We start from the raw sequence: 23,454 nt of genomic DNA, 5'->3' as shown, positions 1-23,454 counted from the left end.
TTGTTTTATTATCGTTATTTATAAACCTAAGTTTCTCTTTTATTTATTCTCTCTATTGAGAATAATACAATATTTTTGCAAGTAAATTGTTACTGTGCACTATTTGCAGTAGCTATTAAACGTCCGTCAAATCTAAAAAAAACTAACAAAGAGTTAACGCTTATACCGCAACATATAAGATATCAACTCGTTACTTGTAAAGAAGAACCCTTAAGCTATGAAGAAATTTTTCAAAATTCTAGGAGGTATTATCGCGCTCTTAATTATTGCGATTATCGCCATCCCTTTTCTCTTTAAAGATACCATTAAAGAAAAGATACGTATTGCCATTAATGAGCAAGTAAATGCTACGGTTGATTTTGGTGATGTAGACATTAGTCTTATCAGTAATTTCCCAAAAGCATCTGTTGCTGTTGAACAATTATCGGTGATCAACAAAGCTCCTTTTGAAGGAGATACCCTTGTTTACTCAAAACATCTAGGACTATCGATGTCTATCATGGAATTATTTAAGTCTGCAGATGAGCCTATAAGTGTCAATACTATTATAGTAGACGAAGCGCTTGTAAATATCAAAACCGATTCTCTAGGTAATGCTAATTATGATATTGCCAAAACTTCTGAAACTACGCCTACTACTCCTGCTCCTAAGGAGGAAGAAAGTGGTGGTTCGTTTGTTTTTGACCTTAATCATGTTGCTGTAAACAATAGTAATTTTCATTATATCGACGAAAAAGGAAAAATCAATGCTGCTCTACGCGACTTTAACCTTATAGGTAAAGGTTCTGTTTCTGGAGATCAAACAGATCTTGATCTTGATACAAATACCAAGGTTTCTGTTGCTATGGATAATACCGAGTATTTAACCAATAACCATATCGATCTTAAAGCGATCATAGGTATGGATCTTAAAAACCAACGTTATTCGTTTAAAGAAAATGAAGCACACATCAACCAGTTACCATTAGCGTTTGATGGTTTTGTACAGCTTAACGAAAAGAATACCGAAGTTGATTTGAGCTTTGCTACTCCTGGATCTGACTTTAAAAATTTCTTAGCTGTGATTCCTAAGGCTTACGCCAAAAGTCTTGACGGTGTAAAAACTTCTGGAGATTTTGGGTTTAAAGGTGTGGTAAAAGGTATTGTAGACGATACTCATATCCCTACACTAGATATTGCGATCATGGCAAATGATGCCTCTTTTAAATATCCAGAGTTACCTAAAAGTGTACGTAACATCAACCTAGCTACACAGATTAAAAATACTACAGGGTTAGTAAAAGATACTTATGTATTAATTGATAAACTAGCCTTTACTATAGATCAAGATGCTTTTTCTGCCAATGGTAGTTTTAAGAATCTTACAGAAAATATGCTAGTTGATCTTACTATGAATGGTTCTTTAAACCTTTCTCACCTAGATCAAGCATATCCATTAGAACTAGAGCAAGACCTCAACGGTATGCTTAAAGCTAATATCCATACACATTTTGATATGAACTCTCTAGAGAAAGAACAATATCAAAAGGTAACTACTACAGGTAATATGACCTTAACTGATTTTAAATACAGTTCGCCAGACTTACCTAACGAATTACAGATTAAAACTGCTAGTGTAGATTTTAAACCAGAGACCATTACGCTTGATAAGATGAATAGTACCATGGGTAAATCTGATCTTGAAGCTTCTGGAGCTATTCATAATCTAATGGGATTCTTATTTGCTAAGCAAGATCTTAAAGGTGTTTTTGATGTAAACTCAAATGTATTTGCTGTAAGTGATTTTATGGTAGCAAGTACAGAAAGTACCAGTGATAGTACTGCTACACCAGAAACCGAAACGCCTACCGAGACTACAACTACAGAAGAAACCTTAAAGATTCCTTCGTTTATCGATGCGACGTTAAACTTTAAGGCCAATACGGTGTATTATGACAACCTTACTTTAAAAAACACCAAAGGAAGCGTAAAAATAAAAGACGAAACTGCTGCACTGGATAAGGTATCTTCAGATATTTTTGGTGGTACAGTAGGTTTTACTGGTAATGTTTCTACTAAGGAGCAAACACCATCTTTTGGGATGAATTTAGATTTGAGTAAAATCAACATAGCACAATCTTTTACAGGATTAGATCTTATGAAAGGGCTTGCTCCTATTGCCAAAGCGCTTGACGGAGTGTTATCTACTCAAATTAATTTAAGTGGTGATTTGAGTCAAGACTTGACACCTATTCTTACTTCACTTAAAGGTAATGCCTTGGCAGAAATTCTTAATGCCAAAGTAAATTCTACACAAACACCCTTATTGAATAACCTTAATCAAGAATTGAGTTTTATCAACCTTGATAAACTTAACCTGAAGAAGATTAAAACAAAACTTAGTTTTGATGATGGTAAAATCAATATCAAACCATTTGATTTTAAAATAGAAGATATCGGCATCAAGGTAGCTGGTAGTCATGGTTTTGATATGAACATGAATTATGATATCAAACTGGATTTACCTGCAAAATATCTAGGTAAAGAAGTAACAAAATTACTGGCTCAAGTAAATCCTAGCGATGCCAATAAAATGACTGTAGGTGTTCCTCTAGGTGTTTCTGGAAACTTTACTAATCCTAAAATTAACTTAGATACAAAAGATGCTGTACAACAATTAACACAACAGTTAATTGCTAAACAAAAAGATAAAGTTAAAGACGAACTCCTAGGTAAAGGAACTGATCTTATCGGCGATTTATTAGGTGGTAAAAAAGAGGATAAGAAAGAAGATGGTACCACTAATAATGCAGACAATACTCAAACAAATAAAGAAGAAGCAATCAAAGATGCTGCAAAAGATATCTTAGGTGGCTTGTTTGGAAAAAAGAAAAAGAAGAAAGAAGAGAAAAAAGATAACTAAGCTTTTTATTTCTTATAATCACATAAAAAAGATAGTATATTATCCACATTAATATACTATCTTTTTCTTTATACAAAATCGTGGTTAAGCCCCATGATTACTACTACTCTCATATAAGATTTACTTAAAGGTTGCTTAACTATTTTATAAAATAGTATTTGATTTAAGGCAGGGATTTACAATTACTTTTAGACTCCCAAAACCAAATATCATTTTATGAAAATTACTGCATTCTTTACCCTGTTGCTATTTTTAATCACTCCGGTATACGCTCAACATACTTTTAATGATAGCTTTATGAGATGGACCAGAGGATGGACTAACTTTAACCCTAACACCGCTACGTATCCTCAACCAGACGAAACCTTACCTAATATTATTGACAAAGATTTATTCTTGAGTAACGATATGGTGTATAAAATCTCTGGAAATACTTATGTAACTCAAGGCGCAACGCTTACTATACAAGAAGGAACGGTTATACGTTGTGATCATAAAAACCCTGCAAGTCTCGTGATTGCCAAAGGCGGTAAACTCATTGCCAAAGGGTCTAAGGTTGCTCCTATTATTTTTACATCAGACAAAGCTGCTCGCTCTCGTAAAAGCGGAGATTGGGGTGGTATCATCATTATAGGTTCTGCTCCCGTTAATACTCCATCGGGTACCGGAATTATCGAAGGTAACTTTAATCCTGAATATTCTATTTTTGGCGGTCAAAAAAAAGATGAGCAAACTGCTATCCTATCCTATATACGTATTGAATATCCTGGTAAGAAAATCAATGCTTCAAAAGAACTTAATGGTTTAACATTATATGCTGTAGGTTCAAAATCTATCATTAACAATATTATGGTAAGCCATTCTGCCGATGACTCTTTTGAATGTTTTGGTGGTGCTCCTACTCTGGAGAATTTAGTTTCGCTTAAAGCGAAAGATGATGACTTTGACCTCACTATGGGCTACACTGGTACGCTACAAAACATCGCTGCTATTAGACATCCTTATATTTCTGATACTAGTGGTTCTTATGCTATAGAGATCGATGGTTATGATAAACGTTCTAGTTTTGTGTCTTCAAAATCTTTTTCTACAGTTACTATTCATAATGCGGCATTAATCAATTTATCAGATACTAAAAACTTCCAACATACAACGGCGGCTATTTCTGCTAGAAATATGGCTAAAATACATCTCAAGAACTCCCGAATTTCTGGTTTTGCAAATGTGATCAAATTTGATAAGTCTTATACTTCGTATAGCGGAATCGAACAATCGTTCTCCTTATTAGATAGTTTCTTTAATGTGCATAACGATCCTGTTCTAGTTTCTTATGAACCTAAATCTGGATCTGAGCAAATTGTACGGGATAACCGTTTTACTGCCCGATTCAACTCAGTTTCAGAGCTTTTTATAGCTCCATTAAGCGAAAAAAAGCCTAAATTCACATTACAAAGATCACCGAATAACTATTCTGTGATGCAGTAATCATAAAAAATTCAATTCTTAATCATTATGAAAATAGTACATTTTATTGTCTTTGCTTTACTCTTCTCTGTGAGTATTGCATCCGCCCAAAGTCAAAAGAATACATTTTTTAATCAGCACTCGCTAATTAATAAATTTCATACTATAGATGAGTTAGAATCCTTAAAAAAAGGAGAACTAGTAAAACTATATGTAGAACGTATTAAAGAAATCGTGATCGTGATGCCTTACCTTTCTTTAACAAACGAAGCTGATGTTACTCTAGAAGATGTAGGAATTAAAGAAAATTCTCACAATTTAAAAATCCTCGATAAGCATCATAAATCTACCATGGAATCTTTTAATAATACCAAAGGGATGATTACAGAGTTTATCCCGTATGCAGATACTGATAAAATTATCTGGTCTATCTTATATTTTGAAGAAGTAATCAAAAAAATACGCGTGGGAGTTAACGGAAACTTCTAATTTATCCTTAGATTTACAGATTTTTTCTATAAAAAAAGCAACGAAATATCGTTGCTTTTTTTATGCATGCATAACGCCCTAACTATCAATAATTATAATCAAATATGGATTATTATCATGTTTTTTTGTAATCAAGGGGTCTAACTTGCGACTTAAAAAGCATAAACAACATTTCCCTATTAATTTAATAGGGTATCATCACACTGTAAGCTATGAAAAATTTATTACTGTTATTGCTTTGGATCGGGGTAACTCCACTGCAATTGTCTGCTCAAAGCAACACGCATGTGGATCAAATGAACTGGACCAAAGATTGGACGAACTTTGAAGCAAACAAAACGGAATATCCATCTTATGATGAGGTTATAGTTAATGAAATCACAGAAGATACTTTTCTAAAAAAAGATAAAACTTACCTAATGGTAGGTGATGTCTATGTAGTTAATGGTGCTATATTGACTATAGAAGAAGGAACTATTATACGTTGTGACTATGAAGTTCCTGCAAATTTAATTGTTAGTCGTGGTTCAAAATTAATTGCCAAAGGTACGGCAACAAATCCTATTGTTTTTACCTCTAATAAATCACCTAATTCTAGAACTAATGGTGATTGGGGTGGAATTTCTATACTAGGAGCTGCTCCTACTAATACTGTATCGGGGAAATCAAATGCAATCAAAGGTAACTTTGATATACGTTATGCAGATTATGGTGGAAACAATCCTAACGAAGAAACAACAGTGATGGAATATGTTCGTATCGAGTTTGGTGGTAAAAAGCACAACCAATCAAAAATTAATGCATTATCACTATATGCATTAGGAAAAAAATCAGTCTTAAATAACATTATGGTAAGTTATTCATCTGATGATTCTTTTGAATGGCATGGTGGTCAATTAGCCGCTCAAAATTTAATTTCTTTTAAAGCTAATGATGATGATTTTGACTTTACACAAGGATTTCACGGGGAGCTCCTTAATGTAATGGCAATAAGACATCCTTATATAGCTAGTAGCAAAGGTTCTTATGCTATAGAAATCGATGGTTATGATCCAGAGAGTGATGCTGCCACAAGAAAAAAGACTACTGTTGATATCTCTAATGCCTTATTATTAAGTTTATCTGATGATAGTAACTTTAATTATACAAAGTCTGCTATTTCATTAAACAATCAGGCAGAGTTGTATCTTAATGAATCTATTATTTCTGGGTTTTCTGATGTTGTTATGCTAGATGAATCTTATAATACGCTAGCACTAATTCAAGAATCTTTTAATATGGATAATAGTTTCTTTAATATACATAACAAAGGTGTTCTTTTAAACAACAAACTTTCTGATCTAGCTCAATTAGCTTTAAAGTATAATCGTTTTACGAAAACGTTTCAATACGTCGATCAGTTATTTGAAGATCCTATGAACTCGATAGCTCCAAAATTTAACCTGAAAAAATCACTTAATAACTATATGGTGATACAATAATAAAAACGCAAAAACAAAAAACACAAAAACAACATCTAATGAAAACAAAAAATCTAATATTAACACTACTTCTTATGGTCTGTGTAACTTCAGGTTTACAAGCCCAAAAAGAAAACATCTTTTTTACAAAAGAGAAACTAACTAACAAGTTTCATACAATTGATGAATTAAAAAGTTTAAATAAAGGAGAATTAATCACTTTGTATAGTGAACGTGTAAGAGAAATTATGGTTATTCTACCTTACCTACCTTTAGCAAATAAGCCTGGTGTAAGTATGCGAGATGTAGGGATTACAGAAACTTCGGATAATGTAAAAGTAGTTAAGAAGAATAATGAGATTGCAGATCGTGCTTTTGAATATACTTCAAACACTATTAACACACTTATTCCTTATGCCGATACAGATAAAATCATTTGGTCAATATTATACTTTGAAGAAATGATTAAAGAAATGCGATTAGGAACTAACGGACGTATATAAAGTTTCCCCCACATATATATTGTCTTAAGCTACTTAAATATACTTTTTTTGCCCCCATTAAGGTTGTCTCTTATAGACAACCTTTTTTATTTTCAATAAAATACAACTAGTAATAAATCGCTTTTTTGTGTTAAAATTCTAATTTCAGCCCTTTTTTATCAATTATAAAATACATACTAAAATAATCCTGTTTACCCTCCTTATTTTTATTACACAAAAACTACTGAACAACCGTAATCGCTAGTGTTTTCAGAAAATACAAGCAATACTATTTTATCATTTTAAGTAGTAAAAAACCTACTAAAGAATTCATAATATATCCTTAAACGTACAAACTTTGAGGTTAATACGTAACCCAAAACTGTAAAACTGTATTAATTTAGCTCACAGATACTTAACCCCCGTTATTAAGATCGCCTCATTTAAAATTTAGCTCTTATGAAATTAAAGTATACTTATATCTTAGTTACTGTTTATATCATTATTACATTTATAGTAGCTCCGCATTTTGCATATTCACAAAGCCTACATAGTGATGAAATGCGATGGACCAAAGGTTGGACCAATTTTGAACCTAATAACACAACTTATCCTGAAGCAGAACAAAAAATAGCAAATGCCATTACTTCTAACACCTACTTGAGTAATGATGCTGTTTATTTGTTATCTGGTGATGTTTATGTTACTAATAATGCAACACTTACTATTCAAGAAGGTACTATTATTCGATGTGATAGTGAAAATCCAGCAAATCTTATCATTACTAAAGGTTCTAAATTAATTGCCGCAGGATCAAAAGCTTACCCTATAGTGTTTACTTCTAACAAAGCCAAAAAATCACGTAATAACGGTGATTGGGGAGGTATTATTATTGCTGGTAACGGAAAAGTTAATACCGTATCGGGTAGTAGTATTATAGAAGGAAATATTAATCCTCAATACAGTATCTATGGTGGACAAGATAATGAAGAAGAGACTACAATTCTAAGATACGTACGTATTGAATTTGCTGGAAATGCTTCAAAAAAAGGACATGAAGAAGGTGGTTTAGCATTATTCGGAGTAGGAAACAATTCTATTATTGAAAACATTATGGTTAGCTATTCTGGTCAAGATTCTTTTAAATGGCGAGGAGGAACTTCTATCATGAAAAACTTAGTTTCTTTTAAAGCTCATGACGATGATTTTGATATTGCTCAAGGTTTTAAAGGAACTTTTAATCACATCATTTCGGTAAGACATCCTTATATTTCTAGTCCTTCTGGTTCTTATGCTGTAGAAATCGATGGTTATGATGCACATCTAGGTTATGCTAGACCAGATGATCTTACAGATGTTACTTTATCTAATGCTTCTTTAATTACATTATCAAACAAAACGAACTATCAACATACATCTGCTGCTATTCATATAAAAAATACAGCATTGATCTATATTACTAGCTCACATATATCAGGGTTTTCTGATGTAGTGAAATTTGACAAATCTTTTAGTTCTCTTGCACTAGTTAATCAACATTTTAACATGGATAATAGCTTTTTTAACATCCATAATAAAGGTGTAGTTTCTGCCAAAGAAATTGTAAATAAATCTGATGTACTTAAGTACAATCGTTTTACTAAAACTTTTAAAAGTGTCGATGAATTATTTTTGGATCCTCTTAATAAAGCTACCCCTAAGTTTTCTTTAAAAAAGTCCCTAAATAATTATATGGTCGTTCAATAATAAAATTCTTTTTTGCTCTCATATCTAGATTTAAAATCAATATTAACCTTATTGATTCCCCAAAAGGCAAGTAGACTCTATCAAAAGCGATTTATGCTGATAGGGTTTACTTTTTGGGGAATTATTTAAAATATTAACTCCTTTCTCCTATTTAACATTTTTGCTTGTAAGTCTTTTTTTCTTTTTCCTACTAAAGTACTATGGAATCATTATATCTTTTTTTAGGAATCGTTGCAGCGGCTATAGGAGCCATACCTCTAGGAGCAGTTAACATTGCTGTTATTAATACAACCTTAAACGAAGGCATAAAAAACACTCCCAAATTAATCACTGCAGCAGGAATTGCCGAAATTCTTTTGGCACTTATTTCGCTATACTTTAGCATGCTGTTATTGCCATTTTTTCACAATAATAGTTGGATTCAATATTTCATTATTATACTTTTTCTATGTGCTGGAGTTTTTTTCTTATTAAAGAAAACAAAGAAGAACAATACATTACATCATGAAAATCCGAAGTTGCAATTTAAAATGTTAACAGGTTTTTCTTTAGGTATACTTAATCCACCCGTAATTATTTATTGGATGTTGGCTATATCTTATCTTAATGAACAAACGATAACTTTAAATCATAACTTACCATTATTTAATTTAATGCTGTTTATCACAGGTGTATTTATTGGAAAGGTTACTACTCTATTTGCCTTTGCAAAAGTAAGTTCGAGATTAAAAAAGAATACCAACAGTTTTAGCGAAAAAACTCCAAAAATCATTGGTTTTGCATTATTGATTGTAGCCATTGTACAAGGGTTAAAAATAGCGATAGCTTAAAAACATATTAGAAAATAATACCATATACCCAAAACTATTAAACAAAGAAAGGTGCTTCTTAAAAGAAGCACCTTTCTTTGTTTAATTTTTTATACAAATTATTTAATCATCAAATCGACAACATAGCCTTCACTGTTTCTAACGTTAAAAACTGTATTATCATCAAAAATTAAATATTGTCCTTTTACTCCTTTTAAAACTCCTGTATATTCTGGTGTTTTCTCAAGATTTAAACTCTTTACCTTTTCTGGATATTTTAATACTGGAAACTCTAATGTTGTTTCTTCATTAGATGCTATAAAATATTCTTTGGCTTCTTCTGGAATAAATTCTTTTAACTGCTCTCTCTGTACTTTTAAATCTTCATCTTCTATCTCGTTCTTAAGCATTTTACGCCAATTGGTTTTATCTGCTACATGTTCTTTTAGAGCGACCTCGGTAATTCCAGCCAAATATCGATTAGGTACTTCTACTATTTCAATTGCCTCATGAGCTCCTTGATCAATCCATCTCGTTGGGACTTGGGTTTTGCGCGTTACTCCTACTTTTACATTACTTGAATTAGCCAAATAAACAATATGTGGTTGTAACTGTACTTTCTTTTCATATTCTAGATCTCTATCTTCTATACCTAAATGTGCTTGACTCAATTCTGGTCTCATAATCCAATCTCCTACATCTGGTTGTTTATAAAAATCATCATAACAATATCCTTGTCTAAAAATCTTCTTATTCTCACCACAAGCTAAACACTGATATTTAACAAACTTTAATGTGATTTCTTTATCTAATAATTGATTTACCTGAATAAAATCATTATCAAATATTAGAAAATATTGTATTGGTGAACCTATTTCTGTCTGCATTTTTCTCAGCACTCCCTGATATTGCATAAAATTTGAGTTATATAATTAATATCGTATTGATGTTGTAATATTTTTAGTACCTTGGAATACTTTTTAAGTAAAAATATTAGCTTTTTTATCTGCCTAAAGATACATTAAAATATGCCAATACCTCTAGTAAATTCAATTGCCAGCTGGTTTTTAAAAAAAAGGTTTCATCAAATGGAGCTTTTTCTTAAATACCCGATTGATGTGCAAAATGAACTTTTACAAACACTTATCGACACCGCAAAGCACACAGCGTTTGGTAAGCAATATGGTTTTGACTCTATAAAAGATTATAAAACTTTTGCAGAAAGAGTACCTATTCATTCTTATGAGGATTACGAAAGCATGATTCAACGTAGTCGTAATGGAGAGCATAATATTTTTTGGCCTACTCCTATCAAATGGTTTGCAAAATCTAGCGGTACAACAAATGCTAAAAGTAAATTCATCCCCGTAAGTCAACAATCTCTTGAATATTGTCATTATGCTGCTGGTAAGGATTTATTATGTATGTATCTTAATAATAATGAAAACTCAAAACTTTTTCAAGGTAAGAGTCTTCGCTTAGGTGGTAGTAAAGAACTTTATAAAGAAAACGGTACTTCGTTTGGTGATCTATCGGCTATTCTTATTGACAATATGCCTTTTTGGGCAGAGTTTAGCTCTACACCTAGTAGCGAAATTTCTCTAATGAGTGATTGGGAGATAAAAATGCAAGCTATTGCAAATGAAACTATACGCGAAAATGTAACTAGTCTTGCTGGTGTTCCTTCATGGATGCTTGTATTATTGAATCAAGTATTGGCTACTACAGGAAAAGAACACTTATTTGAAATATGGAATAACTTAGAAGTTTATTTTCATGGTGGCGTGAGTTTTGATCCTTATATCGATCAATATAAAGCCATCTTACCTAGGGATTCTTTTAAGTTCTACGAAATTTACAATGCCTCTGAAGGCTTCTTTGCTATTCAAGATCGTAATGATGCTACAGAGTTATTATTAATGCTCGATTATGGTATCTTCTATGAATTCATTCCTATGGATACCTATGGTACAAAACAAGAACGTATTATTTCACTTAACGAAGTAGAAGTAGGAAAAAATTATGCTATTATCATTACTACAAACGCAGGTTTGTGGCGCTATAAAATAGGTGATACCGTACGTTTTACATCTATTGATCCATATCGCATAAAAGTATCTGGAAGAACAAAGCATCATATTAATGTTTTTGGAGAAGAATTAATCATTGAAAATGCTGAGTCTGCGCTAAAAAAAGCTACTAGAGAAACTAATAGTGAGATTAAAGATTATACCGCTGCCCCTATTTTTATGAAAGGAAAAGAAAAAGGAGCACACGAATGGATGATTGAATTTAAAACTCCACCCAAAGATCTTAATCTATTTTCAAAAATATTAGACCTTTCTTTACAAGAAGTTAATAGTGATTATGAAGCTAAGCGTTTTAATAATACTACGCTTAATCCATTAACGATCCATCAAGCACGAGAAAATTTATTTTATGATTGGCTTAAACAACAGAATAAGTTAGGTGGTCAACATAAAATACCTAGACTTTCAAATACGCGAACTTTTATGGATGAGCTTTTAATCCTTAATAAGAATTCATAATCTCAAATTACTATATTTGACTTGTTATACTACTAAATAATAAGGTTTTACCTCCTTTTTATTACATTTTAAATAGTCAAAAATCTTAAATTTCAAGGTATTTTTGTGTATTTCAACGAATTAATCCCTCCTTTTATCTAAAACACAGTATTTTTTTTCTATACATAACTATTTCATCTTAAATTCGTTACCTCAAAATACAATATCTACCCATGAAAAAAATAGTTTTTAGTTTAGCTTTTGCTCTTACAGCAACTGTATTTTTTGCTCAAGAAAATGACACTGAACCAAAAGTTAAATCAACTACTACTCATAAAAAAGAGGTAAAAAAGAAAGAAGCTTCTAAAGCTACACAAGAGAATAAAATATCTTTTTATCAAACTTTAATTAAGAAAAACAATCTAGATATTCAATTGGTTTCTACATCAAAAAAAACAAATCTAGTCGCACAAAAGAAATACAATTCTAATAAGACTACTACGACTGGAAACTAATAGTTAACCTAGTTTATATATAAAAAGAAAAGAGCGATATTTAAAATATCGCTCTTTTCTTTTTTGCAGTTTAATCTTATTAAGAAACCGCTTTTAATTTCTTAATTGTAGATTTATTTAATTTTTGTTCTGCATATTCTTTAGTAACCTCAAATTCTGTTTCAGAACTATCTGGTAATTCATACATAGCATCTGTCAAAATTGCTTCGCATAAAGATCTTAATCCTCTCGCTCCCAATTTGTACTCTATTGCTTTATTTACAATATAATCCAATGCTTCGTCTGAAATACTAAATGCAATATCATCCATACCAAAAAGCTTAGTATACTGCTTTATAATCGCATTTTTAGGCTCTGTAAGGATCGCTCTAAGCGTTTTGGCATCCAGAGGATCCATATAAGAGAGTACAGGTAATCTACCTATAATTTCTGGTATTAATCCAAAATCTTTTAAATCTTTAGGAATAATATATTTCAATAAATTATCCTTTTCGATTACATCTTCACTTATAGAAGCACTAAATCCTACAGCCTGCATATTTAATCGCTTTTGAATCACTCTTTCGATACCATCAAAAGCTCCTCCTGCAATAAATAAAATATTCTCTGTATTAACTTCTATAAATTTTTGATCTGGATGTTTACGTCCTCCTTTAGGTGGTACATTAACTACTGTTCCTTCTAATAATTTCAGTAATGCTTGTTGTACTCCTTCTCCAGATACATCTCTAGTAATACTTGGGTTATCGCTTTTACGAGCTATCTTATCAATCTCATCGATAAAAACGATTCCGCGTTGTGCTTTTTCTAGGTTGTAATCTGCAGCTTGTAAAAGACGTGTTAAAATACTCTCTACATCTTCTCCTACATAACCTGCTTCTGTTAATACTGTAGCATCAACAATAGCTAATGGCACATTTAACATTTTGGCAATTGTTTTTGCCATCAATGTTTTTCCTGTACCAGTTTGCCCTACCATAATGATATTACTCTTTTGTATTTCAATATCATCATCGCTCGCTGGTTGTAGTAATCGTTTGTAATGATTGTATACTGCTACAGCCATTACTTTTTTAGTAAATTCTTGTCCAATAACATATTGATCCAAAAATTCTTTTATAGCCATAGGTTTTCTTAGCACTAGTTCACTACTTAGCTCACTAATACTATCATCCTTTGCCTCTTCTACTACAATACCATGAGCTTGAAGGATACAGCGATCACAAATATGTGCATCTAATCCTGCTATTAATAAATTTGTTTCAGGTTTTTTTCTTCCACAAAAGGAACATTCTAAATCTTCTTTCGCCATATAATCGACTTTTACATACCCCTACTTTCTCATTTTTAATAGGGCAATTTCAATTGGTTTGAATTATTGAGAATATTAAACTTATTATACTCTAGTTAATATTTCGTCAATCATTCCATATTCTTTTGCTTTATCAGCACGCATCCAGTAATCCCTATCACTATCTTCATATACTTTATCATATGTTTGCCCTGAATGCTTAGCAATAATTTCATAAAGTTCTTTTTTAAGCGTAAGAATTTCTCTAGCTGTAATTTCAATATCACTAGCTTGTCCTTGAGCACCTCCTAATGGTTGGTGAATCATAACACGACTATGTGGTAACCCAGAACGCTTACCTTCTTGACCTGCACATAATAAAACTGCTCCCATAGAAGCTGCCATACCTGTACAAATAGTTGCTACATCTGGTTTAATAAATTGCATAGTATCATAGATTCCTAATCCAGCATATACACTTCCTCCCGGAGAGTTGATATAAATCTGGATATCTTTATTAGGATCTGTACTTTCTAAAAATAATAACTGTGCCTGAATAATGTTAGCCACTTGATCATTAATTCCTGTTCCTAAAAAGATGATACGGTCCATCATTAGCCTCGAAAACACATCAAAGATCGCTATATTCATCTGACGCTCTTCAATGATATTAGGAGTCATCCCTACAGGATACATACTACTAATAATATCGTTATAATAATTACTATTAATACCGTGATGCTTTGTTGCGTATTTTTCAAATTCTTTACCGAAATCCATATAGCTTATTTGATTTTTTATTTTAACAAAAAGGCGTTACCCCAAAAATGGTTTAACGCCTTAAAGATAAGTATAAATTCTTTTACTTATGTGGAGTTTTCTTATTTGTAAACTTCTTTTACAAAATCGTCAAAACTCATTTCTTTTTCTTCTAATTTAACGTTTTCTTTATAGAAAGCGATAAGCTTTTGGCTCATTAATTGATCAGAGATTCTCTTTACTTCATCTCTATTTGATAATACTCTATTAATGATTCCTTCTAATTCTTCTTCAGCTGGCTCTGCTTGTCCAAACTGTGCCATTTGACCTTTGATTAATTCTTTTGTAAATTCTTTAATCTCGTCAATAGTAACTTGTAAGTTGTTATCAGAAATTAATTTACCTTCGATCAATTGGAAACGAATTCCTTTTTCACTCTTTTCATACTCTTCTTTAGCTTGCTCTTCTGTAAGAGGTTGCTCACCAGTAGTACGTATCCACTTTTGTAAAAACTCAGAAGGTAATTCAAATTTAGTATGCTCTAAAGTACTTTCTGTAATGTCATTTAAAAGTTGTTGATCAGATTGTTGCGTAAATTGACGCTCTGCATCTTCTTTGATCTTATCTTTTAATTCTGTAACAGAAGTAACTGTTCCTCCTGGAAATAATTTATCAAATAATTCTTGATCTAGATCAGCAAGTTCTTGCTTGTTGATTTCTGCTATTGTAAAAATAACTTCGATTTCAAGACCATGAGCAGTATCGTGATCTACTCCTAAAGCTTGAATTAAATCGTGCTCTTCATTAAATAAATTTTTAGTTTTTAATGTAAGAACATCTCCTACTTTAGCTCCTAAGAATTTATCTGTATTTCTTTTTCCTTTGATTTTTGCTAACTCAATAGTAGTCTCTTTGTTAATTTCGTTTTCTTCATTAACAAAAGTTCCTCTAATCACATCACCTTCTTCTACAGCTTCTTTAGAAACTAATTTTCCGTATTGCTTTTGAATAGTTTGGATTTGATTATCTATCATTTCTTCTGTAGCAACAATCTTATACTGTGTGATTGCTTTATCTCCAGAGAAAACAACATCGAATTTAGGCGCTAAACCTAATTCAAATTCAAATGAATAATTTTCTGCATCCCAGTCGAAGTTTTCTTGTTCTTTAGGTAACGGATTACCTAATACATCTAATTTTTCTTCAACTAAATATTTATTTAAAGCTTCTTGCAATAATTTGTTTACCTCATCTACTAAAACTGCTTTTCCGTATTGCTTTTTTACTAATCCCATAGGCACGTGTCCTTTTCTAAATCCAGGGATGTTCGCATTTTTACGATAATCTTTAAGAACCTTATCTACCTTCTCGCTATAGTCTTCTTTAGCAATATCTACAGTAATTACAGCATTTAAATCGTCTAATTGCTCTTTTGAAATATTCATTATCTCTTCTTTTTAGTACTAAAAATTGGGAGGCAAAAGTAATATTTTTTTACATCTAAACAAAGTTTTAACTCACTGAAAAACAGCTATTTTTTATCTTCCTTCAATATTGAATACAATATCGACTGAAATATTGATAATAAAATACTAAATAGAATTGCTGAAAACCATCCATTTACATTAAATCCACCGATAAAGTAATCTGCCATTAAAATAATTGCAGCATTAATAATAATTAAAAACAATCCTAAACTCACTATAGTTACTGGAAGCGTAAATAATACTAACAAAGGCTTAATAAATGTGTTTAAAAAAGCTAATACTAACGCTACTATAACTGCACTCCACATAGAGCTCACTGCAACTCCTGGTAAAATCTTTGATAAGATCACTACTACTATCGCACTTAATAGTATTTTAAGTATAAATTTCATAAGAATTAAATTTATTTAAAGTTTATTACTCTGACTTAACTAGCACTAAGTTAAGCAAATAAAAAACTCCTATTTGTTAAACAAACAGGAGTTTTTTATTATGATAAGGCTAAGTTAACTATCTTCCTATAGTCACTGTACCGAAATTTCCTGGATTTACAACAGGTACTGTAGCTCCATATTTTGCGTTGATTGCTTCTATTACACCATTAGCTGCTAATGCATATCCTCTAGGTGTAGGGTGAACTCCATCAAGAGAGAAACCTCCTCCAGAAGCAAATGTAGAAGTAACTGTTCCTCCATCAAATGTAATTCCTGTAGAAGCTACCTGAGCTAATAAACTTTTTGCATCAAAAAATGCCAAATCATTAGCTTCGGCTAAAGCTTGAATTGTTGCATTATAACTTGTTTGAGCAGTTGTTATTAACGCTTGCTCATCTGTTGTTAATACATATCTATCTTCTAATGGTACTGCTAATCCTATTACAGACGCTGCATTTGAAGGATCTGCTAATGTACCTATAACTGTACTAGATGTTAATACTAATAAATCTTCGCTAGTAGCTTGTCTCATATTAGTTAATCCTGGATTGATAGAAGAAAGGTCTGTTAAATCTTCATCCAAAATTACCACCGCATTTTGTCCTTCTGTAAAAGTAATTTGACGTCTTGCTGCCTCTTCTGCAGAGATAGCTCCTCCAGCTGCTAATTGATTAATACCAAGGTTATATGGTGCAAATTGTACTGTTAAAAATGCTGCTGTTGCCGCATCTAATGGTATTGCATCATGTGGTACAGTTGTAAAGAATGGAATAGATGTTACATCTGGTAAATTAATCAATACTCCTTCTGCTCCATTTGCTGTTAATGCATTTACCATTTGAGAATACGCATTTGCAAAAACATTAGGATCTGTAATATCATTTGATCCATATGTTGAAGGATCAATGTTTCCTGTTTGATCTACTCCTACTCCTCCAGAAGTTGCATAACTTAAGATATCATTATTACCTATCCATAAGCTAAAGAATGAAGGATTTTGAGCTACAGCATCACCTATAACAGTCGAAGTAGCACTAGATGCAAATCTCACATAATAAGGGTTTGCTGCTCCTGTAGCTACACCAGCTAAATTTCCGTACCCTTCTGCCAAAAGATGGAAACTCTTAGCTCCTGGTACTCCCATATTATTAAACGATCCTGTTAATACGTTTGCTATATCAGTAGTCGCTTGTTCTTCTGTATAGATTACTGGCCCTACAGGTTGTCCTGCTTGATCCAACATTAAAACGCGACGGTTAGGAAATTGATTTACTCCATTTCCATCAACAATTGGATTTCCATTTAATAGTAAACCTCCAGCATTGTCTGCAGTTAATGGTTGTGTAAATTCACCTCCACCAACTAAAGAAAATTGCTGTGCTAAAATATTAGGATATGAATTTTCTTGACCTGATTTATATAATGCTCCATCGGCAAAACCTGCCGTAAGCGAATTACCTACTGCTACAAAATTTGAAAAATCTGCAGAACCACTTGTATAAAAATCTCCTTCATTAACAGGATTATCAAATTCTGGTTCACAAGCTACTAATCCTAGAGCTAGAATCGCTAAATATTTAAAGTTATTCTTCATTGCCATTTTTTTCAAGTATTATAATTTATATGTGATTCCGATTCCAGGAATAAAAGCATTGTTCTTGTATGTTCCTCTGAAAGGTACATTTTGTCCATTTTCTTGATAGAAGTCATACGATACATTTACTTCGTTTGACTTTACATATAAGAAAGATGCGTCAATAGCAAAATGATCATTTACATCAAAAGAAAGTCCTGCTGTAAAATTGTTACTATCTGGACGTGGAGTTTCTGGTGCAAAGAATCCTTCTTGAATAGGTGATTCATCAAAGTAGTATCCAGCTCTTAACGCTAATTTATCTAATGCTTTATACTCAACTCCTACACGGTAAATACTTGAGTTTTGGTAATTTCTTGGATTTACTGAATCTGGGATGTTTGGATTAACAAAATCAATATCTAAAGATTCATATACACTCCAATATGTTCTATCAAATTGGAACGCCACTAACCATTTGTCTGTAACTTGGTAAGATGCTCCTAAAGATAATTCTGCTGGTAAAGGTAAAGATGCATTAAACGGTGTATCTTCAAAAGGAAGTCCTGTTGGGATATTGTCGAAATTAGCATCACCACCTTCTGCATCAAGAATGATCTCTGAACGGTAGTTAAATCCTATTCTTAAATCTTCTACTGGTGTAAACATAGCACCTACAGACCATCCCCAAGCATTTACCCCTGAAGCATCTATAGTTACATTTGAGCGATCACCATTTGCATCTGCTAAAGTTCTACTCAAATTTCTGTTAAAGTTTACAGAACCTGTAACATAAATAGGTCCACCTCCAATACTAAAAATATCTGATATCTTTAATGATACTAATGGTTGGATATAAACAGCTCCTAGTTCTATATTATTTACTAGATGAGAACCTGCCCAATCTTTTTCCCATTCTACTCTACTTCCGTATGGTGTTGATACATTAAGTCCTAATGCTAACCAATCTGTCACCTTATATGAAGCATATAAGTAAAAAGGAGTTCCTACAGGACTATCAGTCTCTGAGTATTGTCCAAACTGTTCACTTTGCCAAGCTACGTCTGAAAAAACTCCGCTTACCCCTGCAGAAATATTTAGCTTATTTTCTAAATATATTAAACCTGCTGGGTTAAAAAATGCTAACTCGGCATTGCTAACAACAGATACACCTGCGTGTCCCATAGCTAAACTGCGTTGACCTTGCAGTCCAACACGGTATCCACCAGCGTAAATACTAGCAGAAACTAGGAGCACTACAGCTAAAAATAAATTTCTCATCATAATAAATTTGTTTGTTTTCTTAGTTTTTCAAAAAATTACAAGCACTCAAATTTAACATATTTTACATATTTCGCAATTTTTTAATGTATTTATTATGCATGCACAATATTTTTCCTTGTTTTTTTAACATATTTACTATGCATGCATAACAAATATTACATTAATCGATTCATTAAAGTTCAAAAAAAAGTTTCAAACTTTATTTGAGTTTAAAACTTTTTTCATTTTAATATTGTTTAATTAAGCTATTCTACATAATTCATTACTTTATTAAAAAAAGCTACTGGTTGTTCTGCATGTAACCAATGTCCTGCATTTGCTATTGTTGTTATTTGGGCTAACGGAAAATGTTTTTTTAAATCTGCTTCATCTTCTTGAAGTATGTAATTTGAATTCCCTCCTCTCATAAATAAAACAGTTCTTTCGTACCTTTTCTCCTTTGCTAATGGCTTTCCTATTTCTTCTATATTATCAATTAATGCTGGTAAGTTAAATCGTAATCCTAACTTTCCTTTTTCTTCCCAATAGACACTTTTTAATAAAAATTGACGCACACCTGGTTCTTTTATATAAGAGGATAAACACTCTTCAGCTTTCTTTCTAGAAGATAGTCCTTCTTCAGATTGAGATAATGCTGTTAGTCCTTCTAATATGGTTTGATGATGTTGAGGATAAAACTTAGGTCCTATGTCAGCAATAATCAGCTTTTCAATCATTTCTGGATAAGTAGTTGAAAAAAGCATCGCTGTTTTTCCTCCCATAGAATGTCCTAATAAAATCACTTCGCTCAAGTTGTGATCATCACAGTATTCTTTTAAATCTTCGACTAATGCTTCATAATTAAAAGTTTCACTATGTGGACTTCTTCCGTGATTTCGCTGATCAATTAGGTGTACTTGATATCCTTGTTCTGCAATTTTCTTTCCCAAGGTTTTCCAATTATCCCCCATACCTAAAAAACCATGCAGGATTAAAAAAGCTTTCCCTTCTCCTATTATGTTCCCGTGTAACTTCATAAGCTATTTTAATTTTCTTAGATACATATTTACTACATTTTCTAACCCCAAATACAAAGATTCACTAATCAAAGCATGTCCAATAGACACTTCGAGAAGTCCTGGAATGTTTTCTTTAAAAAACTTAATATTATCTAGAGATAAATCATGTCCTGCATTTATTCCTAACCCTAGATCAAGTGCTAATTTTGCACATTTAGTATATGGCAATATAGCTTCTTTATTTCCTACTTTATAACCATCTGCATAAGCTTCAGTATATAATTCAATACGATCAGTTCCTGTTTCCTTTGCGCCTTCTATCATATTTTCAACCGGATCTACAAAAATAGATGTACGAATTCCATTTCGCTTAAACTCTTCAATTACTTCTATTAAATAGTCTTTATGTTTTACTGTATCCCATCCTGCATTACTAGTAATTGCATCAACAGCATCTGGAACCAATGTTACTTGAGTAGGCTTAACTTCTAATACTAAATCAATAAACTTAGGAATTGGATTCCCCTCTATATTATATTCTGTAGTTACAATAGGTTTTAAATCATGTGCATCTTGATATCGTATATGTCTTTCGTCTGGTCTAGGGTGAATAGTTATTCCTTCTCCTCCGAAACGCTCAATATCTTTTGCTACTTGTAACAAGTTAGGTACATCTCCTCCTCTTGAATTACGTAACGTAGCTATCTTATTTATATTAACACTTAATTTTGTCATGAACTTGTACAATTATTTTGATTACAAAAATACAAACTTGAAAATGCTTTAAGTTCTCTATTTTTCATTATTTTGCATAAAAATGCCTTTATCTGATGAATGCACAATTACACATTATAAACGAGATTTTGCCTTTATCCATTGATTCTGAAATCTCTGAGGCACAAGTTTTCTTTAACGAACTTACTTATTCTCATTTTCCTGTTCTTAAAGACAAGACCTATTTGGGGTGTATAGCTGAAGCTGATATACGTTGTTTTGACAGTGACAATACTTTAAAAGAATACCAATATGCTTTTGAAGGGTTCTTTGTAAGAGATGATGCAAATTGGCTTGATATACTTGAAGCCTTTGCTCAAAACAATTCTAATATAATGCCTGTCTTAGATTATGAGAATACCTATCTAGGTTATTTTGAGCTTAGTGATGTCATGACTTTATTTAATGACACTCCTTTTCTAGGTGAGGCTGGAGACATTTTAGTTCTAGAAAAAGGTATATCTGATTATTCTTTTAGCGAAATTAGTCAGATTGCAGAATCGAATGATGCCAAGGTACTAGGTTTATTCATTTCTAAAATAGAAAATGACGTGGTTCAAATCACTGTTAAAATAACGAATAGTGATATCAATTATATCATTCAAACTTTTAGAAGGTATAATTATAATGTCATCTCAACTCACAAAGAAGATATTTTCTTAAAAGACTTGAAAGAACGTTCTGATTATTTAAAACGATATTTAGATATGTAACCCTAAATATTGTTATTACCTTTACCCTCTATAATAATTAGAATAGGAAACAAAATTAAGTAGCTCAATGAAAATAGGGATTTATGGTCAATTCTATCATGAAAACTCTGGAATTTATATTCAACAACTATTAGAGACTCTGGATAAACATCAAGTTGAAGTTGTTATTGAAAAAAAATTTCTAGAGTTAATTGACTTGCATGAGGATATCGATAAAACATATTCTCACTTTAGCACTTTTGAAGAGCTGGATCATTCTTATGATCTATTTTTTAGTATTGGTGGTGATGGTACTATATTAAAAACCATTACGTATGTAAGAGATTTAGGAATACCTATTGCTGGTATTAATACTGGACGTTTAGGTTTTTTGGCTACAATTCAAAAAGAAGAAATTAAAGAAAGTATAGAAGCTATTCTTGAAAAACGTTTTACCATTTCTACTCGTAGTTTGCTCACTGTAAAGACTATCCCTGAGAAAGAAGAGTTTGGCGTATTAAACTTTGCGATGAATGAAATTGCTGTTAGTAGACGAAATACAACTTCTATGATAACAGTACATACAAGTCTTGATGATGAGTTTTTAACCTCATATTGGGCAGATGGATTAATTGTTTCTACTCCTACAGGATCTACAGGTTATTCTTTAAGTTGTGGTGGTCCTGTAATCATGCCTGATGCAAAAAATATAGTTTTAACACCTATTGCTCCTCACAATCTTAATGCAAGACCTCTTGTTATACCTGATGATAAAGAAATTAAGCTAGGTATTGAAGGTAGAGAGGATGAATATCTAATTTCTCTAGATTCAAGGATTCATACTTTACCTAACGAAACTACTATCGTCATAAAAAAAGCACCTTTTAAGATTAACATGGTTGTTCTTGAAGGAAATAGCTTCTTAAAAACACTTAGAAAAAAGATGTTATGGGGTGAAGATAAGCGGAATTAGGCAATAAAATCGTATTAAAAGTGTTTTTTATTCATACTATTCCAATCAAATTCTTTAGTAGTAAAGTTAATTATTATATTTGCAAACTTTTGAAAATCTATGAGATACTTAGCATCATTTATAATCCTTCTGTTTTTTACAGAAACAATGACTTCTCAAACCTATGAAGTAGGACTACTTGCTGGTGGTTCAAATTATGTAGGAGATGTAGGATCTACTTATTATATTGCGCCAAATGACTTTGCGTTTGGAGCATTGGCAAAATGGAATCGTAGTAAACGACACGCATTTAGGTTTTCATTTTTATATGCAGAACTTAATGGAGATGATTCAAAAGGTGATGATCGCCGTCAAGAAAGAGGTTTTGAGTTTAAAAACTCTGTAAAAGAAGTCTCTTTGGGTATGGAATTTAATTTCTGGGATTGGTATTTATACGATGGTGATCCTCAATTCACTCCATACTTATATACAGGGATTACAGTATTTAATTATGATCAAATGGCTCGTAATGTAGATAATGATATTATCCCTTTTAGAGATGAATGGAGTATGGCTATACCTATGGTTGTAGGTGTTAAAAAAACAATTGGAACACACTGGATAATCGGTGCCGAAATTGGAGCGAGATACACCTTTACAGATAATCTAGATGGTAGTGATCCTAGCAGATCCATTTCTGGAAATAATGTTTTGAAATTTGGTAACACAAACAATAATGACTGGTACTTTTTTACAGGTATAACTTTAACATATACCTGGGGTAGGATACCGTGTTATTGTGTTTTTTAAAAAAA

21 protein-coding genes are annotated in these 23,454 nt (G+C 32.0%); 12 read left to right on the top strand and 9 right to left on the bottom strand.

What is annotated here, in order from left to right:
• Positions 1 to 217: 217 nt before the first annotated feature.
• The 7 genes from ACYEKI_RS11790 to ACYEKI_RS11760 all read left to right on the top strand — a co-directional run bounded on the left by ACYEKI_RS11790 (position 218) and on the right by ACYEKI_RS11760 (position 9,373).
• The gene (locus ACYEKI_RS11790) at positions 218 to 2,902 is read left to right on the top strand and encodes an AsmA family protein (RefSeq protein ID WP_459211393.1); all 2,685 of its coding nucleotides are present in this window, start codon (positions 218 to 220) and stop codon (positions 2,900 to 2,902) included.
• A gap of 216 nt (positions 2,903 to 3,118) precedes the next feature.
• Positions 3,119 to 4,387 carry a hypothetical protein gene (locus ACYEKI_RS11785; protein ID WP_459211392.1) on the top strand — a complete coding sequence of 423 codons (1,269 nt, stop codon included), beginning with the start codon at positions 3,119 to 3,121 and terminating at the stop codon, positions 4,385 to 4,387.
• A gap of 27 nt (positions 4,388 to 4,414) precedes the next feature.
• Complete coding sequence (locus tag ACYEKI_RS11780) at positions 4,415 to 4,855, top strand: hypothetical protein (RefSeq protein WP_459211391.1); 441 nt, start codon at positions 4,415 to 4,417, stop codon at positions 4,853 to 4,855.
• A 212-nt stretch (positions 4,856 to 5,067) separates the two neighbouring features.
• A complete protein-coding gene (locus ACYEKI_RS11775; RefSeq protein WP_459211390.1) occupies positions 5,068 to 6,336 on the top strand; it encodes a hypothetical protein in 1,269 nt (422 codons plus the stop codon).
• A 38-nt stretch (positions 6,337 to 6,374) separates the two neighbouring features.
• Positions 6,375 to 6,818, top strand: a complete 444-nt coding sequence (locus ACYEKI_RS11770; RefSeq protein ID WP_459211389.1) for a hypothetical protein — start codon at positions 6,375 to 6,377, stop codon at positions 6,816 to 6,818.
• Between the two features lie 438 nt (positions 6,819 to 7,256).
• The gene (locus ACYEKI_RS11765) at positions 7,257 to 8,543 is read left to right on the top strand and encodes a hypothetical protein (protein ID WP_459211388.1); all 1,287 of its coding nucleotides are present in this window, start codon (positions 7,257 to 7,259) and stop codon (positions 8,541 to 8,543) included.
• 200 nt (positions 8,544 to 8,743) lie between these two features.
• Positions 8,744 to 9,373: a LysE family transporter gene (locus tag ACYEKI_RS11760; RefSeq protein WP_459211387.1), complete on the top strand. Its 630-nt coding sequence runs from the start codon at positions 8,744 to 8,746 to the stop codon at positions 9,371 to 9,373.
• A gap of 98 nt (positions 9,374 to 9,471) precedes the next feature.
• Here the strand turns inward: ACYEKI_RS11760 and ACYEKI_RS11755 are convergent, their stop codons facing one another.
• On the bottom strand, positions 9,472 to 10,266 hold the full coding sequence (locus ACYEKI_RS11755; RefSeq protein WP_459211386.1) for a DUF2797 domain-containing protein: 795 nt from the start codon (positions 10,264 to 10,266) through the stop codon (positions 9,472 to 9,474).
• A 114-nt stretch (positions 10,267 to 10,380) separates the two neighbouring features.
• On the opposite strand from ACYEKI_RS11755, the gene ACYEKI_RS11750 reads away from it, so the two are divergent.
• The gene (locus ACYEKI_RS11750; RefSeq protein ID WP_459211385.1) at positions 10,381 to 11,901 is read left to right on the top strand and encodes a GH3 auxin-responsive promoter family protein; all 1,521 of its coding nucleotides are present in this window, start codon (positions 10,381 to 10,383) and stop codon (positions 11,899 to 11,901) included.
• Positions 11,902 to 12,113: 212 nt separating this feature from the next.
• Positions 12,114 to 12,395 (top strand): hypothetical protein, encoded by a 282-nt coding sequence (locus tag ACYEKI_RS11745; RefSeq protein WP_459211384.1) that lies wholly within the window; start codon positions 12,114 to 12,116, stop codon positions 12,393 to 12,395.
• A gap of 79 nt (positions 12,396 to 12,474) precedes the next feature.
• Here ACYEKI_RS11745 and clpX read toward each other — a convergent pair whose 3' ends face one another.
• The 8 genes from clpX to ACYEKI_RS11705 form a co-directional block, all read right to left on the bottom strand.
• On the bottom strand, positions 12,475 to 13,707 hold the full coding sequence (gene clpX, locus ACYEKI_RS11740; protein ID WP_459211383.1) for an ATP-dependent Clp protease ATP-binding subunit ClpX: 1,233 nt from the start codon (positions 13,705 to 13,707) through the stop codon (positions 12,475 to 12,477).
• An 84-nt stretch (positions 13,708 to 13,791) separates the two neighbouring features.
• Complete coding sequence (clpP, locus tag ACYEKI_RS11735) at positions 13,792 to 14,466, bottom strand: ATP-dependent Clp endopeptidase proteolytic subunit ClpP (protein WP_459211382.1); 675 nt, start codon at positions 14,464 to 14,466, stop codon at positions 13,792 to 13,794.
• Positions 14,467 to 14,567: 101 nt separating this feature from the next.
• On the bottom strand, positions 14,568 to 15,890 hold the full coding sequence (gene tig, locus ACYEKI_RS11730; RefSeq protein WP_459211381.1) for a trigger factor: 1,323 nt from the start codon (positions 15,888 to 15,890) through the stop codon (positions 14,568 to 14,570).
• Between the two features lie 86 nt (positions 15,891 to 15,976).
• The gene (locus ACYEKI_RS11725) at positions 15,977 to 16,324 is read right to left on the bottom strand and encodes a phage holin family protein (protein WP_459211380.1); all 348 of its coding nucleotides are present in this window, start codon (positions 16,322 to 16,324) and stop codon (positions 15,977 to 15,979) included.
• 118 nt (positions 16,325 to 16,442) lie between these two features.
• On the bottom strand, positions 16,443 to 17,960 hold the full coding sequence (locus ACYEKI_RS11720) for an SGNH/GDSL hydrolase family protein (protein WP_459211379.1): 1,518 nt from the start codon (positions 17,958 to 17,960) through the stop codon (positions 16,443 to 16,445).
• 18 nt (positions 17,961 to 17,978) lie between these two features.
• Entirely contained in the window at positions 17,979 to 19,223 is a 1,245-nt protein-coding gene (locus ACYEKI_RS11715) for an OmpP1/FadL family transporter (protein ID WP_459211378.1), read from the bottom strand.
• 245 nt (positions 19,224 to 19,468) lie between these two features.
• On the bottom strand, positions 19,469 to 20,239 hold the full coding sequence (locus ACYEKI_RS11710) for an alpha/beta fold hydrolase (protein WP_459211377.1): 771 nt from the start codon (positions 20,237 to 20,239) through the stop codon (positions 19,469 to 19,471).
• 3 nt (positions 20,240 to 20,242) lie between these two features.
• Positions 20,243 to 20,956: a pyridoxine 5'-phosphate synthase gene (locus ACYEKI_RS11705; RefSeq protein WP_459211376.1), complete on the bottom strand. Its 714-nt coding sequence runs from the start codon at positions 20,954 to 20,956 to the stop codon at positions 20,243 to 20,245.
• 95 nt (positions 20,957 to 21,051) lie between these two features.
• Here ACYEKI_RS11705 and ACYEKI_RS11700 point away from each other — a divergent pair, with 95 nt between their 5' ends.
• The 3 genes from ACYEKI_RS11700 (at position 21,052) to porG (ending at position 23,449) form a co-directional block, all read left to right on the top strand.
• A complete protein-coding gene (locus tag ACYEKI_RS11700) occupies positions 21,052 to 21,708 on the top strand; it encodes a CBS domain-containing protein (protein ID WP_459211375.1) in 657 nt (218 codons plus the stop codon).
• 67 nt (positions 21,709 to 21,775) lie between these two features.
• Complete coding sequence (locus ACYEKI_RS11695) at positions 21,776 to 22,660, top strand: NAD kinase (RefSeq protein WP_459211374.1); 885 nt, start codon at positions 21,776 to 21,778, stop codon at positions 22,658 to 22,660.
• A 99-nt stretch (positions 22,661 to 22,759) separates the two neighbouring features.
• Positions 22,760 to 23,449, top strand: a complete 690-nt coding sequence (gene porG, locus ACYEKI_RS11690) for a type IX secretion system protein PorG (RefSeq protein WP_459211373.1) — start codon at positions 22,760 to 22,762, stop codon at positions 23,447 to 23,449.
• Positions 23,450 to 23,454: the final 5 nt, after the last annotated feature.

The sequence above is a fragment of the Aquimarina rhabdastrellae genome, from assembly GCA_947387485.1.
Taxonomy (GTDB): domain Bacteria; phylum Bacteroidota; class Bacteroidia; order Flavobacteriales; family Flavobacteriaceae; genus Aquimarina.
This window is presented reverse-complemented; position numbering and strand designations above follow the sequence as displayed.